Origin of the sequence: Tessaracoccus antarcticus (assembly GCF_003688855.1) — a bacterium.
Classification (GTDB): domain Bacteria; phylum Actinomycetota; class Actinomycetes; order Propionibacteriales; family Propionibacteriaceae; genus Arachnia; species Arachnia antarctica.
Map to the genome: position 1 here is coordinate 1,086,704 of NZ_REFW01000001.1, position 16,933 is coordinate 1,103,636.

The following is a 16,933-nucleotide window of genomic DNA, read 5'->3' on the forward strand; positions in this document are numbered from 1 at the left end:
AAGCATAGATCCCCTTCAGATATAGGGCTCGTATCGGTGTTTGTTGCGCCGCCACGACCATGGCACCGGAAGCAGCGACATACTCCCGAAGCAGATCTGTCCGCGTGGCGCATCCACCCGGGCCATCATCTCGCCGCACTCATCTCCCGGGCGGCAGGGCGACAAATTAAGCCATACCCGCTGCCCGAGGGTGACCGGAAAGGCTACGCCAAACACCGATCCGGCCTCACCAAACAGCTTAAGGAGGACGACTTGATCACGGGTGGAGCGAACCGTTCCGCGATCGGGACGCTGGTGGAACGCACCAGCGGGTACACGGTACTCGTACGTTTGCCCCAGCATCACACCGCAGCCGCCACCGGTGGGGCAGTCACCGAGGCGATGGCCGCCGTCCCCTCCCGCCTGCGCCGAACACTCACATGGGATCAGGGCAAGGAGATGGCCAACCATGATCAGATCACGGCGGCAACAGGGCTGGCGATGTACTTCTGCGGTCCGCACTCACCGTGGCAGCGTGGTACGAAAGAGAACGGCAACGGCCTCGTTTCGCAGTACTTTCCGAAAAGCACAGATCTACGTCGACACTCGGCCCCTGACCTCGCTGCCGTCCAAAATCATCTCAACAACCGCCCTCGCAAGTCGCTCTCGTGGACATCACCGGCCACGCAGTTCACTGTGCTTAAGTCAGCAGACAGATAAGCAACTGTTGCGTCGTTCCCATGAATCCGCCCCATCACCACCGCTCCAACCGGGGCCACTTCAGGCTCACACTCATCGCTCAGCCAAAATGGCAGCGTCGGCATTTGATCGCCCGAAGGGAATCATTGCTAGCGCCCGGATGGGCGAAGTAGGCCAGCAGGTGCTAGCGGTGACGCTTGAGGGTGCCACCCAAGATCCTCAGGTTTTTCAACCCATCACGCAGGCCTGGACTTGAGGGTGTTGGTAAGGCCGATCATGGTCTCCTTCACAATCAAACACGCTTGAATTTGCTCCGCCCCGGTCAACCTGCTGGTACAGGAACTGCGGCGCGCCCCATCAGGGACGCGCCGCAGTTTGCGTTGGTTCAGCTGTGAATCAGTTGTAGACGACCACGCGGTCGTTGACGCGGATGGAATTGAAGATGGCTTCCAGCGCGTTGTAATCGCGGACGTTCACGCAACCGTGGGACGAGCCGTTGTAGCCGCGGCGGTTGAAGTCCGAGGAGTAGTGCACAGCCTGGCCGCCCGAGAAGAACATGGCGAACGGCATGGCCGAGCCGTACAGGCTCGAGACGTGGTTGCGGGACTTGCGGAACAGGGTCCAGTTGCCGTTACGGGTGGGCGTCAGCTCGGAGCCGAACCGCACCGACACGACGTCCTGGATCTTGCCGTCGATCATGTAGGCCATCTTGCGCTGGTTCTTCGAGATGCAGAGCACCCGTCCGGTGTTGCAGCGAGAGTCCGTGCGGAACGAGGTTGTGTTCACGGGCGGTGCCGTGGGCTTCGGCGGCACGAACGCCGTCTCGACGGGCATGTTCGGCACGGCCGGGGCGGCCGGCAGGATGGTCTTCTGCGCGGGAACGGACGCGGTGCTGAACTGAACGATGTTGTTCAGGATCCAGCTGCTCTTCCGGAAGAACTTGCCGCCCTCGTTCACCACGTCGGAGACGAAGGCGTAGGAGCGGCAACCGCCCTGGCCGGTGGCCGGGGTGTTGCACTCGGTCTTCCACTTGCGACCATCCGGGGCATACCAGGCGTCGCTGCTGGTGGCCAGCGGGTTACCGGCCCACTGTCCCTCGTCGGAGGGCAGGTAGGTCAGGTTGTTGAAGACCCAGCCGTTGTGGTTGTAGTAGTTGCCAGCGTACTTGACCACCTTGGTGGCAAAGATCTCCGTGCGGCAACGCACCACGTTGGTGGAGTACATGTCACACGAGGTGCGCCAGTAGCGTCCGTTGACGAAGTGATCGCCGGGCTGGTTGTAGAGCGTCGGCTCCAGTGCCTTTGCTTCCTGCGGCAACGCAGCGAGGCCGAGGGTGGCACCCAGGATGACGGCCATGAATACGTGCAGTGCGCGCTTGAGCATGCAGGAGCCTTTCTGATATTGGGATGAAATGACGATAACATCGGCGCGAATTTGATCCAAGACGGCCGCATGGGGGACAAAAGAATTGACCCCGCCGGCTTACGCCGACGGGGCCACACCTCACGGGGGGGATGAGGCGGATCTAGGAGACGACCTGGTAGCTGACCTTGATGTGGCCGGCGGAGATTCCGCCGATGGCCGACATGGCAGCTTTGGAGAGGTCGAGGCAGCGGCCCGAAACGTAGGGGCCACGGTCGTTGATGCGCACCACGACGGACTTGCCGTTGGCGGGGTTGGTGACCTTCACCCGGGTGCCGAACTTCAGCGTCTTGTGGGCGGCCGTCAAGTCGTTGGTGTTGAACCGCTCACCGTTGGCGGTCATCTGGCCCTCCCAGTAGTACGACGCGCTGCACGTGCCGCCGGCGCCGCCCGCTGCTGCAGCGACCGGAGTCTTGAAGGCCTTCTCCACGGGCACGTTCGCCACGGCGGGGGCCTTCGGGGGGATCGTCGTCTGGGCGGGGGTCCCCTTGGAGGAGAACTGGACCATGTTGTTGAACAGCCATGCGCTCTGCGACACGAACTTGCCGCCCGTGTTCACCACGTTCCGGGAAAGGACATAGGAACGGCAGCCGTTCTTGCCGGTGGCGGCGGTGTTGCATTCCGTCTTCCAACGGTGGCCGTCTGCGGCGGTCCACTGCTTGTTCGTCGCCAGCGGGTTGTTCTTCCACGCGGCCTTGCCGGAGGGCAGGTAGGTCATGTTGTTGAAGACCCAGCCGTTGTGGTTGTAGAAGCGTCCGTTGCTCTTGACCACCTTGGTGGCCCAGATGTTCGTGCTGCACCGCACCACCGTGGAGGAGTACATCTCACACGAGGTCTTCCAGTACCGGCCGTTGACCAGGTGGTCGCCCGGCTGGTTGTAGACCGTGTAGGTCAGTGCACTCGCACTCTGGGTGGAGACGACGCCGAACACGGCACCCATCAGAACCACGAGCATGATGTGCAAAGAGCGCTTCAGCATCCCAACCTCTTTCAGTAACGTTACGAACGAATAGGAACGTAACACGAAGTTCCTGTGAAATCCAAAGAATTCGTTCAGCTTGGGTTGAGGGTTGGCGTGGAGCTCACAGTCTGTTTGAGCGCTCAGGTGGTGGTTGGGGGGTGGCGGATTCTTGGGGTTGTTCTCAACCTAGCCTCAGGTTGTTGTGGGGGCGGCACGTCGATACGCCGCTGCTCGTTCCTCGCGGCGGCTACTCAGGGAGCGGGAAAGTGGGGGTGCGCGGGGCAGCGGGGAATGGTCGGCGCTCGGGACGCTGGTTGGAGGCGATCGATATGCCGCTGCTCGTTCCTCGCGGCGGCCACTCAGGCAGCGAGGTTTGCACTACTCGGGCAGCGGCGAGGTGTCGCTGTCCGCGACGACGAAGGAGGGCACTGCCAGTGATGTCAGGTCCGGACGCCACAGCGGAACCGTGTGCCACGCGGCGGTGAGCTCTCCCGCGACGGAGCGAACCACCAGGCGGTGGGGTGAGGACGGCACCACCAGATGGATCTCCACACCGTCGTCGACAGTGGCTCCTCGTGCGGCCAGGACGAGGCGACCACTGTCTGTTCGCCCCGGTTGCTGGTGGTAGTCATCCAGTGCGACGTCACACACCTGGTGCAGCCACTTCCCCTCGGGAACGTCAATGGTGAGGGGGCCAAGGGTGAGGTCCCAGCCCCCGGGACGTGCAGCCAACCGCCAGGGGCGCGGCGCGGGGTCGCCCGCTGGTGCGTTGGCGTCCACCTCGATCGATTCGCGCCAGGAGTCGAGGCCGTCCAGCCGGGCAGACAGTTCCACCTCGGCAGCGGGGTTGCGGTGGAGGGCAACGTCGGACACTGACTCGACGAGCCGCCACCACACGTCGAGCGTCGCCTGCGTGTTCGTGGTGGCACCGAGATAGGCGATGGCCATGTCCAGTTCCGGGATGACCAGGCAGAACTGGCCGTAGGCGCCATCGGCACGGAAACCGTGCTGGCTCATCCATACCTGGCGGCCGTAACCGCATGCCCAGTCCGGAGCCTCCTGGTTCTGCTGAGAATTGTCGACCATCGGGAGGGCGAGCGCGTCCACCCAGTCGGCGGGGATTGCCTGCTCGCCGTCGAAGCTCCCGCGCGCCGTGAGGGCAACGCCCAGGCGTGTGAGGTCATCGAGGGTGATGTGGAGCCCGGAGTATCCCTGGTCCAGGGGTCCCTGCGGCGTCCACCACCGATCGGGGATGCCGAGGGGGTCGAGGATCCGGGGGCGCAGGTAGTCCGTGAGACGTTGCCCGGTGATCGCGGTGACGAGGTGGGACAGGACGTAGCTCGAGGGGGAGCTGTACGCGAAGTGGGTGCCCGGCTGGTGGATGGGGGGCGTGGACAGCACTGTCGCGGTCTCGTACGGGGGCCCCATCTGCGCCAACTGCTCGTCGGTGTGTCCCGTGGACATCGACAGGAGATGGCCGACGGTGATGCCGGCCGGGTTGGGAATGTCCAGGTGGGTATCGACGGTGTCGGTGACGGCGAGGCGCCCCTCAGCGACAAGATGACCGATCGCCACGGAGGTGAAGGTTTTCGACACCGAGTACACCTGGCCTGCCTGCTCGGCGGTCCACGGTGCCCAGCTGCCGGAAGCCAGGACGCGGCCGTGGCGCACGATGGCGAACCCGTGGGGGTCGAGCCCCTGGTCCTCGAGCGCGGTCAGGGCGCGCAGGATCAACAGGGAGTCCAGGCCGTGGGCTTCCGGGGACGCATGGTGCAGGTGGCCGCGCATCATGGCGAGGTCGGCATGGTCGACTCGCGGATCACGAGTTCAGTGGCGAGGTCCATACGCATGGATACAAGCTCCTTACCTTCAGCGAGTGAGAGAACCATTCTGGTGGCCAGGGCGCCCATTTCGCGCAGCGGCTGGCGCACCGTCGTCAGCGGGGGACTGAGCCACGCAGTCATGGGTAGATCGTCGTAGCCCACGATGGACAGGTCCTGGGGGAGGCGCATGCCAGCCTCGTGGGCGGCTCGCTGCACTCCGAGCGCCTGGTGGTCCGAGCCGGCGAAGATGGCGGTGGGCGGGTCCTCCAGGGCGAGCAGTGCGGTCGCGTGCTGGTACCCGCCCTCAGCGGTGAAGTCGCCCCAACGGATGAGTGCCGGGTCGGGCGTGATGCCCGCCTCGTCGTGAGCGGAGCGGTACCCATCCACCCGCGCACGGCTGCACAGGACGTGCGGTGCGCCCGAGATGACGCCGATGCGGCGGTGCCCCAGTTCGAGGAGGTGACGGGTGGCGGCCAGCCCGCCGTCCCAGTTGGTGGAGCCCACGGTCGGCACCCCCACCGGTGGTTGGCCCTCGGTGTCGACGACGACGAACGGGATGGAGCGGGCCAGAAGCTGCTCCCGCTGCTCGTCCTCCAGCGTGGAGAGGGCAAGGATGACTCCCACGGGCCGCCGTGACATCACGCCGTCGAGCCAACGCTGCGGCGGTCTGTGGGCGCCGCGCAGCTCCGAGACCACGACGCTCAGACGGCGGGCGGAGGCTGCCTCCTCGACGCCCAGCATGATCTCGTGGGCCCACATGTTGTCCATGGAGCGGAACACGAGGTCCAGGAGGCCCGACTTTCGAGCAGTGGGGGAGACGGATCGGCGGTAATTGTGGCGCTTCAGGGCTTCGTCCACGCGTGCTCGGGTACCTGGCGCGACGTCGCTGCGGCCATTGAGCACCTTGGAGACGGTGGGGACGGAGACCCCAAGCGACGCGGCGATCTCCGCAATTGTTGTGCGAGACATCGGTTCTCCTTCGCAACTTTCGAGAAGTCTACCGCGTGTGATGGGCTGTGCTGGGACGCCCTTTGATCCGCCGCACTCGTTCCTCGTGGCGGCTACTCAGGACACATGTGGGGGCATCCGGGGGCGGCTGCTCATGATGCAGATGGGGGGGGGGGGGATCCGGGGCGGCATCTTACGACACAGAGGGGGGCGTGGGGGCAGGCGCGGCCCTCGGTGGGGCGGGTCACCCTTTTGGCTGGGACCGAAACTAATTGAGTGAAAACCCTTGACCTTGGGGCCCAGGGCCGCGTAGCTTACCGACCTAAGGTATCGACGCCGATACCGAAAGTTTCGACACCTCACGAGGAAGTGGGAAAGACATGTCTGCTGGAACCACTCTGGGCGACGAGAACAGGCCGCCCAGGCACCGCTCAATCGGCCAGTCCCGAGCCGGTCGTTGGCTGGCTGTCGGGGTAGGAGTCACGCTTGCTGCCACGGGGCTCGTCGCGCCAGCCCAGAGCGCCGCCGATGAAGGTGCGTTCGACGTGGAGATCAACGCGACGGGGAAGGGGACCTTCTCCGGAGCGGGCACCTACAGCGCCGGCGACACGGTGACCCTCACTGCGAATCCGTCCAGCACCAACGTCTGGGGCGGTTGGACCTCCCCGGAGTTGGGTTGGATCGGAGCGCGCACCACGTCGTTCACGATGCCCGAGGGCGACGTCGCCCTCGACACCACCTTCCGGCCGCAGATCGCCCCCCTCAAGGATGTCTACGCCGACTACTTCACGGTGGGCAACATCTACTCCGGCCCACAGTCGTACGCGGAGGGCTCGCCGAACTCGAACACGATCGCCCGTCACTTCAACGTCATGACCGCCGAGAACATCATGAAGCCGGTCGAACTGCTGCCCAACAACAACATCGACCCGGTGACCGGCGAGTTCACCTTCAACTTTGGCCCGGCCGACGCCTTCGTTGACCAGACCATCGAGCGGGGCATGGGCGTGCACGGACACGTCCTCGTGTGGCACGGCCAGTCGCCGGACCGCATCAACAGCGGCACAACCGGCGGGACCCGTGCGCTGGCCAAGGCCAACATGGAACGCTACATCGAGACGGTTCTCACGCACTTCAAGGACCGCACCGTCTCTTGGGACGTTGTCAATGAGGCATTCGTCGATGGGCTCGCGGAGTTCGACCCCGCCACCCAGGACTGGCGTGACTTCCTGCGCGGCGGCCCCAACGGTGGCGCCTCCAACTGGTACAAGGCCTACGCCAACGGCGCCGACGCTGCGGCCGGCGAGACCGCGGGTGACTTCCTCTACGACGCGTTCGTGTTCGCCCGGAAGTACGGACCCGAAGTCAAGCTCGAGTACAACGACTTCAACGTCTTCCAGTCCGAGGGCAAGGCCAAGGCGATCATCGCCATGGCCACGGAGCTCAATGAGCGGTATGCGGACGAGTTCCCGGCCGACCCGCGCCAGCTCGTCGAAACCATCGGCATGCAGTCGCACACCTACATCAACCAGACGCCGGCTTTCGCGTGCTCTGACCACACCGAACTCGCCGACCTCGTGGACGACGATGCCGCCGATTGGAAGCCCGGCGCCTGTTCCGATGCGGCGTCGGTCGAGCGGTCCATCCAGCTCATCATCGAGGCCGGAATGGACGCAGACGTGAGCGAGCTTGATCTCCAGGTCTGGGAGGCCTACAACGGCCAGCCGGAAGGTGACAGCGCGGCCAACTACCGTGACCTGACCGACCCATCGGTCAAGGACCGGATCTCCAAGGACGGCTTCACCTACTGGGTGGGCAAGATTACCAACCGTGCTGAGCTGGAGGCGATCCAGGCGCAGCGGTTCGCCGAGTACTTCGCGGTCTACAAGAAGTACGCGGACCACATTGACGGTGTCACGTTCTGGGGGTTGAACGATCAGCTCAGCTGGCGCTCCACCCACAATCCCCTGATCTTCAACAGCGACTGGTCAGAGAAGCTGGGGGCTGTGGCAGTTGCCGACCCGGAGGCGTGGCTCAGCAAGAACGACCCAGGCACGAATCCGAGCCCGAGTCCCAGCCCGAGCGTGAGCCCGAGCCCGAGCCCGAGCGCAAGCCCGAGTTCTCCGGCGACCCAACCTTCGGTGAAGCCGACGGTGACGGTGACCGTCACGGCACCCCCGAGCCAGGGCGACCTGTACACCACGCCGGGGTTCCACCGGGTCAATGGGCGGGACTGGTTCACCACGTGTGAGCCCTACTCGCAGACGGTGCGGTGCACCACGAAGATCTGGGCCACCACGACCACCCGGTCCGCCTCCGGAAGCTACGTCAACACCAACGGCTGGGTGTTCAACAACCTCACCTACCTGCCGATGATGACCCGCAAGGCGTGGGGGGCAAACCCGCTGGCCAACACCGGCGAGTTCATGAGCAACGGTCGGAGCTGGCGCACGGAGTGCGACACCGCCGCGACGGGTCGCAACGGTTGCCGGAGCTTCATCTGGATCAAGAACGTGGTGACACCCACCGCGCTTCCAGGCGGCGGTTACAGCTACAAGCTCGTCGACACCTGGGTGTTCAACAACCTGGTCAGGTTCCGTTGATCACGACGCCGCCAGTGCACTCAGATGTGATGGCCTGAGGCCAGGGGGGAGGGGTGGGTGCATGGCACCCACCCCGTTCCCACGCTCACCGCGTCCGGCCAGTCAGGAGCGGGGCGGGCAGGTGGTGGAGCGAAGGACCAACGATGTGGGGAGCATGACATGGGTCTCGGTGTCACTCTGGCCCTCAATGAGCTGGATGAGGAGGCGCAACGCCTCGGAGCCCATCTGCTGGATGGGCTGGTTGATGGTAGTCAGCGGGGGAGTGGCGAGCGCGGACTCCGGCACGTTGTCGAACCAAGATCGGCCTGCCGGGCTGGGCGGTCGACTGGCTGTCGGATCCGAAGATCGCGATCTGGTCGCTGCTCCTGATCATCTCCTGGAAGTACATCGGCTTCGCCGTCATCCTCTTCCTCGCGGGGCTCCAGAGCATCCCCGAGGAACTGTTCGAGGCCGCCGCCATCGACGGCGCCTCCTACTGGAGGACGCAGCGACACATCACGGTACCCCTGCTCGGCCCCACGGTCCGGATCTGGGCGTTCCTGTCCATCATCGGATCCCTGCAGCTCTTCGACCTCGTCTACATCATCTGGGGCCAGTACGTCTCCGCCACTGCCGGCACCTCGACGATGGCCACCTACATGGTCACCTACGGGCGCAACGCCGGCGAGTTCGGATACGGCAACGCCGTGGCCGTCGTGCTGTTCCTCATCTCGCTCGTCATCGCCCTGATCTACCAGCGCTACGTGCTCCGGCGCGACACCGAGGGCGCCCTCACAGGAAAGGGGAAGTGATGTCCGCACTCGCCGTTGCTCCGCCGCCCACCAGCCGCCCCGTCGCCACGAAGCGGCGTTCCAAGGGGTCGCAGATCGGGAGGGGTGGACCGCTGACCTACATCGTCGCCCTCGTGCTGGTCTCCATTTGCATCGTCCCCGTGGCCTACATCGTCCTGGGAGGATTCAGGACCAACTCCCAGATCACCACGGACCCCTCCGGTTTCCCCTCACCCTGGAAAATCGTCAACTACATCGACGTCATGACCACGTCGCTGTTCTGGCGGCAGATGGGCAACTCCGCCATCGTGGCCATCTTCACCACCATCGGTGTCGTTGTCCTGGGAGTCATGGCAAGTTTCGTCCTGGCGCGCTACGACTTCAAGGCGCGGGGTGTGCTGTACGCGCTCTTTGCGGCCGGTCTCATGTTTCCCATGACGGTGGCCATCACCCCGCTCTACATCATGATCCGCAGCCTCGGACTGATCAACAGCCTCGGCGGCATCATCCTGCCGCAGATCGCGTTCTCCCTGCCCACGACGATCATCATCCTCGTGCCGTTCCTGCGGGCCATCCCGAAGGAACTGGAGGAGGCGGCGGCCATCGACGGGGCAAGCAGGCTGGGCTTCTTCGTCCGTCTGGTCGTGCCGCTGTCCCTCCCCGGTGTCATCACCACCGGCATCCTCGCGTTCATCGCCAGCTGGAACAGCTACATGCTGCCGCTGTTCATCCTCAACGACGAGATGTCCTACACGCTGCCGCTCGGCGTGCAGTCCTTCGCGTCGCAGTACTCCGTCGACACCGCCCGCGTGCTGGCCTTCGCGTCCCTGTCGATGATCCCGGCCCTGATCTTCTTCAGCCTGTTCGAGCGCCGCATCGTCGGCGGACTGACCGGCGCGGTGAAGGGGTGATGTGCGGCAGCCCCCATCTGCCGTGATATCCCGGCCACGCATGGGGTGACCCCGGCCCCTCGTACCGACCCCCGTCCTCTCTGTTCGTGCTCGTCCAAGGAGTAGTTGCTGTGTCTCATGTGCCACTGACGTCGAACGCCCCGCGGTTCGTCCCCGCCCCGCCGACCACCGACGGGCCAGTGCCCGCCCAACCGGTGGCCACCCCGCCAGCCATCCCTGCTATGCCCACCTGCTCAAGCCTTGTGCGGGAACTGCACGCCAGGATGACGTTGGAGGAGAAGCTGGCGCAGCTCGTGGGGTACTGGCTGGACCAGGGCGGCTCCGTCGTCGCCCCCATGCAGGGGGAGATGGCCGCAGGCAAGGGCAACCCCGACGCCCTCGCCGAGACCACCTGTCACGGCATCGGGCACTACACCCGGGTCTACGGCACGAGGCCGGTGGAGCCGCTGGAGCGGGCCGCCTGGTTGTGGGGCGAGCAGCGCCGCCTCAAGCGTGAAACCCGGCTGGGCATCCCGGCACTGGTGCACGAGGAGTGCTTGACGGGACTGGCGGCGTGGCAGGCCGCGACGTTTCCGACGCCGCTGGCCTGGGGGGCATCCTTCAACCCGGTACTGGTCAGGGAGGCGGGGCAGCTCATCGGTGAGTCGATGCGCACCCTGGGTATTCACCAGGGGCTGGCGCCGGTTCTGGACGTCATCCGCGACCCACGGTGGGGCCGCGTGGACGAGTGCATCTCCGAGGACCCCTACGTCGTGGGGACCATTGGCACCGCCTTCGTGCAGGGATTGCAGAGCACCGGGGTGCATGCCACCGCCAAGCACTTCCTGGGGTACTCGGCGTCGCAGGCGGGTCGCAACCACGGGCCCGTCCACGCGGGGCCCAGGGAAATCGCGGACGTGTTCCTGCCACCCTTCGAGATGGCCATCCGCGACGGCGGCATCCGCTCGGTCATGAACTCCTACTCGGAGATCGACGGGGCACCGGTCGCCTCCAGCCCGGAATACCTCACGGGGATGCTCCGCGACACACTCGGCTTCGACGGCGTGGTGGTGGCCGACTACTTCTCCGTGGCCTTCCTGGCCGTCATGCACGGCGTCGCCCGTGACCTCGGCGAAGCTGGACAGCTTGCACTGATGGCCGGCATCGACGTGGAACTGCCCACGGGGGATGCCTACCTCGAGCCCCTCGCCGGGCAGGTCCGTGCCGGACTGCTGGACGAGGGCTACGTGGATCGTGCCGTCCTCCGGGTGTTGGCGCAGAAGGAGGAGCTGGGGCTCCTGGAGGCCGACGTCTACGAGGACGAGCCGCCCACCCATGTCGACCTCGACTCCCCGCAGCACCGCGAGGTTGCGCGGCGGCTGGCGGAGGAATCTGTGATCCTGCTGTCCAACGACGGCACGCTCCCGCTCGATGTCAGTTCCAATGCGTCGTTGAGGGTTGCCGTCCTCGGGCCCAACGCTGACAGCGCGCAGGCGCTGCAGGGCTGTTACTCCTTCGCCAATCACGTCCTGGCCAGTCATCCCGACCTGCCGATGGGCTTCGAGATCGCCACCGTCCTGGAGGCGTGTACAAGCGCACTCAGGCCCGGGGACGAGCCCGGCCCAGACATCGTCCACCTCCAGGGGTGTGAGGTCGAGGGCGAGGACACCTCCGGGTTCGCCGAGGCCGCCGCAGCAGCGTCGTCCTCGGATGTCGCCATCGTCGTGGTGGGGGACCGGGCAGGTCTCTTCGGCCGCGGCACCGTCGGTGAGGGCAACGACGTCGACACCCTGGAGCTCCCGGGCGTGCAGCGACAGTTCGTCGAGGCCATGGTGGCCACGGGCACCCCCGTGGTGCTGATCCTGCTCACCGGACGCCCGTACGCCATCGACTGGGCCCTCGACGGGCCCGGAGCCCGTCCGGCTGCCGTGCTGCAGGCGTTCTTCCCGGGGGAGGGGGGAGCCCTGGCGATCGCCGACATCGTGACCGGCCGGGTCAACCCCTCTGGTCGACTGCCGGTGTCGCTGCCCCGCTCTGGTGGGGCGCAGCCCTACAGCTACCTGCGCCCGCTGCTGGGTGGTCCCTCCGACGTCACCGTCGCCGACTCCACCCCGTTGCGGCCCTTCGGGTTCGGGTTGTCCTACACCACCTTCAGCTACTCCTCGCTGGAGACCAGCGACGCAACACCCTCCGACGGTGTCATCCGGGCCACGGTCACGGTGACGAACACGGGCCAGGTGGCCGGCGCCGACGTGGTGCAGCTCTACGGCCACGACGTTCATGCGTCACTGACGCGCCCGACGGTACAACTCATCGGGTACGCACGCGTGTTCCTCGAGCCGGGCGAGTCCGGCACCGTGTCCTTCGGCGTGCCCACCGCGCGGTTCGCGTTCACCAATCGCCGCATGGTCAAGGTGGTGGAACCAGGTGAGGTGGATCTTTGGGTGGCCTCGCATTCAGCCACCGCCACGCAGTCGGGCGACCTCAGGGAGACCACTGGCGGCGGTATCACCAGCACGCGCCCCGGCAAGGGCCACGTCGTTGCCGGGACAGCAACCGAGCGGGTACGGACCGTCATCACCGGCGACGTGCACCAGGTGACGTCAGCCGACCAGCGGATCGTGTCCGTCGAGGTGGACCTGACATGACAACCGTGACCAACCCCATCCTGCCCGGCTGTTACCCCGACCCCTCCATCTGCCGGGTGGGGGACGACTACTACCTGGTGACGTCCACGTTCGAGTACTTCCCCGGACTCCCGATCCACCACAGCCGCGACCTCGTCTCGTGGACCCAGATCGGCTCCGCCATCGACCGGGAGGGACAACTCGACATGGCAGGGGTCCCGTCCTCGGGCGGGCTGTACGCCCCCACCCTGCGTCACCACAACGGTGTGTTCTGGATTGCGTGCACCATGGTCGATTCTTCTGACCGCTCACGGGGAGGCAACTTCCTCCTGACGGCCACCGACCCGGCGGGTCCGTGGTCGGACCCCATCTGGCTGGAGGGTGGCGGGATCGACCCGTCACTCTTCTTCGACGACGACGGCAGGATGTGGGTGCACGGCACGAGGCTTGTCCTCGATCCGCCATGGCATGACCAGACGGAGGTCTGGGTGCGCGAACTCGACCCCCAGACCATGTCGTTCGTGGGTGACGAACACATCCTGTGGAACGGTGCCCTGCTCGGGGCGGTGTGGGCTGAGGCGCCGCACTTGTACAAGATCGGCGACTTCTACTACCTGCTCACGGCTGAAGGGGGCACCGACCTTCACCACGCGGTCTCCGTCGCCCGCTCCGAGCACGTCACCGGCCCCTACGTGGGCAACCGCGCCAACCCGGTGCTGACACACAGAAACCTGGGACGCACCGCCGACATCGTCGGCGTCGGTCACGCTGACCTGGTGGAGGCCGTTGACGGATCGTGGTGGGCAGTACTGCTCGCGATGCGACCCTACGGCGGGTACCACTACAACCTTGGCCGCGAAACGTTCCTCGTCCCCGTCGAGTGGGAGGACGGTTGGCCCATCTTCGCGCCCGGTGTCGGGCAGGTGTCCCCAACGCTGGAGGTGCCCGGTTCCGCAGCCGTGCAGCTGGCCCCCCAGGCGGGCCCGGTGGGCCCGGACGACCCGCGGTGGACGTCGCTGCGCGGACCCGTGACGGCCTTCGCGACACCTCAGGGCGACGGATGGCGCCTGGCGTTGCAGCCAGTCACCCTCGCCCAGCGGCTGACCCCGACATTCCTCGGCGTGCGCCAGCAGCACGTCGACGTCGACGTCACCGCCACGATCCGCCCGCGGACGCGGCTCCCGCATGAGCATGTGGGCCTTGTGCTCCGCCAGTCCGAGGGCGATCACGCAACCGTGTACGTCGCGCCCGGTCCGGACGGGGGCATGGTGGTCCGGGCCGCGCATCGCAGAAGTGGTGACGAGACGGTACTGGCCGAGACGCCGCTCGAACTTTCTTCCGATGGCACCGTGACGCTGATGGTCCGGGCCCGCGGGCAGGAGTACAGCCTGGCGGTGGAGACGCCCTCGGGCACGGAAACACTCGCGGTGGTGGACGGGCGGGAACTCGACCCGGTCACGGTGGGAGGATTTCTGGGTCTGTGGATGGGGGTCTACGCCACCAGCAACGGGCAACCCAGCGACGCCACAGCCGACGTCGTCACCTTCGACTACCGACCCGGGGCGTGATGCGCGTGACACATCCAATGAGGTTCGCGGTGGTGGGCACCGGCTGGCGGTCCGACTTCCACCTCCGCATGGCACGGGAGGCTCCCGACCGGTTGGAGGCCGTCGCCGTGGTGGCGCACTCCGACGCGGGGGCGGAGCGGTCGCGGTCGTGGGGGATTCCCGTCGTCCGCACCATCGGTGAGGCACTGGCATGTTCCCCCGATTTCGTCATCGCCTCGGTGACGTGGGACGCGATGCCGCAGGTGGTCACCGAACTGGTGGACGCGGGAGCACACGTCCTGGCGGAAACGCCGCCGGCGCCCACCGTGGACGGACTCCGGGCACTGTGGGCGAAGGTGGGCGGGAGCGGTCGCGTGCAGGTGGCCGAGCAGTACATGCGCATGCCCGGGCATGCCGCACGGCTGGCCGTCGTGCGCAGTGGGGTCATCGGGGCACCCACGGCGGTGCAGATCTCCTCCACGCACCTCTACCACGCCACCTCGATGATGAGGACCTTCCTGGACGTGGGGCCGGGGGAGGTACGTGTGAATGCGCGGTCGTTCGTCGCTTCGCAGATGGACCCGTTGACACCCGACGGATGGGTGGAGAACCCCGCACCGCGTCCCCTGACGACCACGATCGCCACCCTCGACTTCGGCGGCGGGCGGATGGGGTTGTACGACTTCACCGACAACCAGTGGTGGAACCCGCTGCTGGCGCGACGCCTCGTGGTGCGGGGGGAGCGGGGCGAGATCGTGGACGACACCGTCACCCACCTCACAACCGAAGGTGTGATCGTGTCCCCCATCTCCTACCGGCGCACCGGCATCGACATGAACCTGGAGGGCAACGACCTGGTGTCGGCGTCCTTCGAAGGCCGCATGGTCTACCGGAATCCGTGGGTGGGGACACGACTGTCCGAGGACGACATCGCGGTCGCATCGCTCCTGGAGGAGGTGGGGCTGTGGACCCGGTCCGAGGGGCCGGCGCCATATCCGCTGGCCGACGCCTGTCAGGACCATCTGCTCGGACTCGCCATCGAGGAGTCCGCCCGCAGCGGCGCCGATGTGCGCGTCGCCAGGGAACCGTGGGCCTCGTGACCCCCGGACCGTACGCCTCGGAGGATTGCGTCCATGCCTGACATCAGCCACCGGTTCTCCGAGGCCCGCGTTGCCCTCGTCGACACTGCCGGAGAGCCGCTGCGCAATGCAGCCGTCACCGTGCAGCAGACGCGTCAGGCGTTCGGCTTCGGCAACATCGGGTTCGACTTCGTCGACTGGCTGGGCGGACCACCACCGGCGGGGGCCCCGTCGGCCTGGGAGACCCCGCACGAGTCCGCCAGCCGTGCGGAGGCGCTGGCAGCCGACTACCTGAACCTGTTCAACACGGTCACGCTGCCGTTCTACTGGCGCGGCTTCGAACCGGTGCGCGGTCACACGGACACCGCCCGTCTGCGCCGCACCGCGGAATGGTTCACCGACCGTGGCGTGACCGTCAAGGGGCATCCCCTCGTGTGGCACACGCTGGCGCCCCCATGGCTCCTCGACGTGGCCGAGGACGAGGTGGAGGCGGTGATCCGTGGACGCATCAGGCGTGAGGTGACGGAATTCGCCGGGGTCATTGACCTGTGGGACGCCATCAACGAGGTGGTCATCCTTCCCGTGTTCACGGCGGAGGACAACGCCGTCACCCGCCTCGCCCAGCGCAAGGGCCGAGTCAAGATGGTGGCCATGGCATTCGAGGAGGCCCACGCTGCGAACCCTCGTGCCCGTCTCGTCCTCAACGACTTCGACCTGTCCGCGGACTACGAACATCTCATCGAGGAGTGCCTCGACGCCGGCATCCAGATCGATGCGGTGGGGCTGCAGACGCACATGCACCAGGGGTACCGCGGCGAGGAGCAGGTGTGGCAGTTGCTCGAACGGTTCTCGCGGTTCGGGCTTCCCCTCCAGTTGACCGAGACGACGCTGGTGTCGGGGGACCTGATGCCGCCGGAGATCGTCGACCTCAACGACCACGTCGTCGACTCGTGGCCCTCGACGCCGGAGGGGGAGGCGCGCCAGGCCGACGAGATCGTGCGGCACTACCGCACCGTCGTGTCCCACCCAGCCGTCGAGTCGCTCACATACTGGGGGATCACCGACCGTGGGGCGTGGCTGGGCGCTCCCTGCGGGCTCGTCCGCGTCGACGGCACGCGCAAGCCGGCCTATGACGCCCTCCACGAGCTGCTGCGGGGGGAGTGGTGGTACCCCGAGACCCATCTGGAGACCGACGGCGCGGGCGCCGTCACCATTCATGGCTTCGCCGGCAGCTACCGGATTTCCACTGCAGGAGGTTCGATCGAGACCGAGCTTCCACCCGGACAGGCAGCAGTTCAGGTGGTCCTTCCCTGCTGAGAATGCTCGACCTGTCTCTGCGACGAATGGCCGAGAAGTGCCTGTGCCAAACGGTCCTCGGGGTTCGGGTGGCCATTTCCGACGGATCCGGTAGGCTTGTCTTTGGTTCCTCGCGCGGCAGTAACTCGCCCAACTCCCCCAGGGTCGGAAGGCAGCAAGGGTAAGTGAGCTCTTCTGGGTGCGCGAGGGGCCTTTTTTCATGCCCTGACGCAGGACCCGGGCCGGGCACGACATGTCCGTGCGCTGGCATAGGCTGTCCAGCGTGGAC

At 66.3% G+C, this 16,933-nt stretch carries 12 protein-coding genes, 1 other RNA gene and 1 pseudogene; 9 read left to right on the top strand and 5 right to left on the bottom strand.

All coding sequences use genetic code 11. The annotated features are described in order from the left end of the window. Positions 1–36: 36 nt before the first annotated feature. A complete protein-coding gene (locus EAX62_RS17485; protein WP_407703299.1) occupies positions 37–699 on the top strand; it encodes an IS30 family transposase in 663 nt (220 codons plus the stop codon). 375 nt (positions 700–1,074) lie between these two features. Here the strand turns inward: EAX62_RS17485 and EAX62_RS04675 are convergent, their stop codons facing one another. The 4 genes and pseudogenes from EAX62_RS04675 to EAX62_RS04690 all read right to left on the bottom strand — a co-directional run bounded on the left by EAX62_RS04675 (position 1,075) and on the right by EAX62_RS04690 (position 5,853). Then, positions 1,075–2,061, bottom strand: coding sequence for a L,D-transpeptidase (locus EAX62_RS04675; protein ID WP_199711116.1), 987 nt, complete (start codon positions 2,059–2,061; stop codon positions 1,075–1,077). Between the two features lie 142 nt (positions 2,062–2,203). Beyond that, positions 2,204–2,485: pseudogene (locus EAX62_RS17095) on the bottom strand (septal ring lytic transglycosylase RlpA family protein); the annotation flags it as partial. A 954-nt stretch (positions 2,486–3,439) separates the two neighbouring features. After that, a complete protein-coding gene (locus EAX62_RS04685) occupies positions 3,440–4,852 on the bottom strand; it encodes a serine hydrolase domain-containing protein (RefSeq protein WP_121900446.1) in 1,413 nt (470 codons plus the stop codon). Further along, a complete protein-coding gene (locus tag EAX62_RS04690) occupies positions 4,849–5,853 on the bottom strand; it encodes a LacI family DNA-binding transcriptional regulator (protein WP_121900447.1) in 1,005 nt (334 codons plus the stop codon). Before EAX62_RS04690 ends, EAX62_RS04685 begins: the two co-directional genes overlap by 4 nt. A 359-nt stretch (positions 5,854–6,212) precedes the next feature. On the opposite strand from EAX62_RS04690, the gene EAX62_RS04695 reads away from it, so the two are divergent. After that, positions 6,213–8,435 (top strand): endo-1,4-beta-xylanase, encoded by a 2,223-nt coding sequence (locus EAX62_RS04695; RefSeq protein ID WP_121900448.1) that lies wholly within the window; start codon positions 6,213–6,215, stop codon positions 8,433–8,435. 102 nt (positions 8,436–8,537) lie between these two features. On the opposite strand, the gene EAX62_RS17100 is transcribed toward EAX62_RS04695, so the two are convergent. Beyond that, the gene (locus EAX62_RS17100) at positions 8,538–8,720 is read right to left on the bottom strand and encodes a substrate-binding domain-containing protein (protein WP_121900449.1); all 183 of its coding nucleotides are present in this window, start codon (positions 8,718–8,720) and stop codon (positions 8,538–8,540) included. Positions 8,721–8,764: 44 nt separating this feature from the next. Here EAX62_RS17100 and EAX62_RS04705 point away from each other — a divergent pair, with 44 nt between their 5' ends. From EAX62_RS04705 to ffs, 7 genes are all read left to right on the top strand, one after another. Continuing rightward, positions 8,765–9,226 carry a carbohydrate ABC transporter permease gene (locus tag EAX62_RS04705; protein ID WP_267897975.1) on the top strand — a complete coding sequence of 154 codons (462 nt, stop codon included), beginning with the start codon at positions 8,765–8,767 and terminating at the stop codon, positions 9,224–9,226. Continuing rightward, positions 9,226–10,116 carry a carbohydrate ABC transporter permease gene (locus EAX62_RS04710; protein ID WP_121900450.1) on the top strand — a complete coding sequence of 297 codons (891 nt, stop codon included), beginning with the start codon at positions 9,226–9,228 and terminating at the stop codon, positions 10,114–10,116. The genes EAX62_RS04705 and EAX62_RS04710 overlap by 1 nt, the downstream gene beginning before the upstream one ends. Positions 10,117–10,337: 221 nt before the next feature. Then, positions 10,338–12,743 (top strand): beta-xylosidase/alpha-l-arabinosidase, encoded by a 2,406-nt coding sequence (locus tag EAX62_RS04715; RefSeq protein WP_121901022.1) that lies wholly within the window; start codon positions 10,338–10,340, stop codon positions 12,741–12,743. After that, the gene (locus EAX62_RS04720; protein WP_121900451.1) at positions 12,740–14,290 is read left to right on the top strand and encodes a glycoside hydrolase family 43 protein; all 1,551 of its coding nucleotides are present in this window, start codon (positions 12,740–12,742) and stop codon (positions 14,288–14,290) included. Before EAX62_RS04715 ends, EAX62_RS04720 begins: the two co-directional genes overlap by 4 nt. A gap of 5 nt (positions 14,291–14,295) precedes the next feature. After that, entirely contained in the window at positions 14,296–15,369 is a 1,074-nt protein-coding gene (locus EAX62_RS04725; RefSeq protein WP_121901023.1) for a Gfo/Idh/MocA family protein, read from the top strand. Between the two features lie 33 nt (positions 15,370–15,402). Further along, positions 15,403–16,665 (top strand): endo-1,4-beta-xylanase, encoded by a 1,263-nt coding sequence (locus EAX62_RS04730; RefSeq protein ID WP_121900452.1) that lies wholly within the window; start codon positions 15,403–15,405, stop codon positions 16,663–16,665. A gap of 101 nt (positions 16,666–16,766) precedes the next feature. Then, positions 16,767–16,863, top strand: an RNA gene (gene ffs, locus EAX62_RS04735) — signal recognition particle sRNA small type. Positions 16,864–16,933 lie beyond the last annotated feature (70 nt).

What these genes read in the sequence shown, in the direction of transcription:
- EAX62_RS04690 (WP_121900447.1), bottom strand. Translation starts at nt 5,853, where the DNA reads ATGTCTCGCACAACAATTGCGGAGATCGCCGCGTCGCTTGGGGTCTCC.
- EAX62_RS04675 (WP_199711116.1), bottom strand. Translation starts at nt 2,061, where the DNA reads ATGCTCAAGCGCGCACTGCACGTATTCATGGCCGTCATCCTGGGTGCC.
- EAX62_RS04715 (WP_121901022.1), top strand. Translation starts at nt 10,338, where the DNA reads ATGCCCACCTGCTCAAGCCTTGTGCGGGAACTGCACGCCAGGATGACG.
- EAX62_RS04730 (WP_121900452.1), top strand. Translation starts at nt 15,403, where the DNA reads ATGCCTGACATCAGCCACCGGTTCTCCGAGGCCCGCGTTGCCCTCGTC.
- EAX62_RS04710 (WP_121900450.1), top strand. Translation starts at nt 9,226, where the DNA reads ATGTCCGCACTCGCCGTTGCTCCGCCGCCCACCAGCCGCCCCGTCGCC.
- EAX62_RS04685 (WP_121900446.1), bottom strand. Translation starts at nt 4,852, where the DNA reads ATGATGCGCGGCCACCTGCACCATGCGTCCCCGGAAGCCCACGGCCTG.
- EAX62_RS04695 (WP_121900448.1), top strand. Translation starts at nt 6,213, where the DNA reads ATGTCTGCTGGAACCACTCTGGGCGACGAGAACAGGCCGCCCAGGCAC.
- EAX62_RS04720 (WP_121900451.1), top strand. Translation starts at nt 12,740, where the DNA reads ATGACAACCGTGACCAACCCCATCCTGCCCGGCTGTTACCCCGACCCC.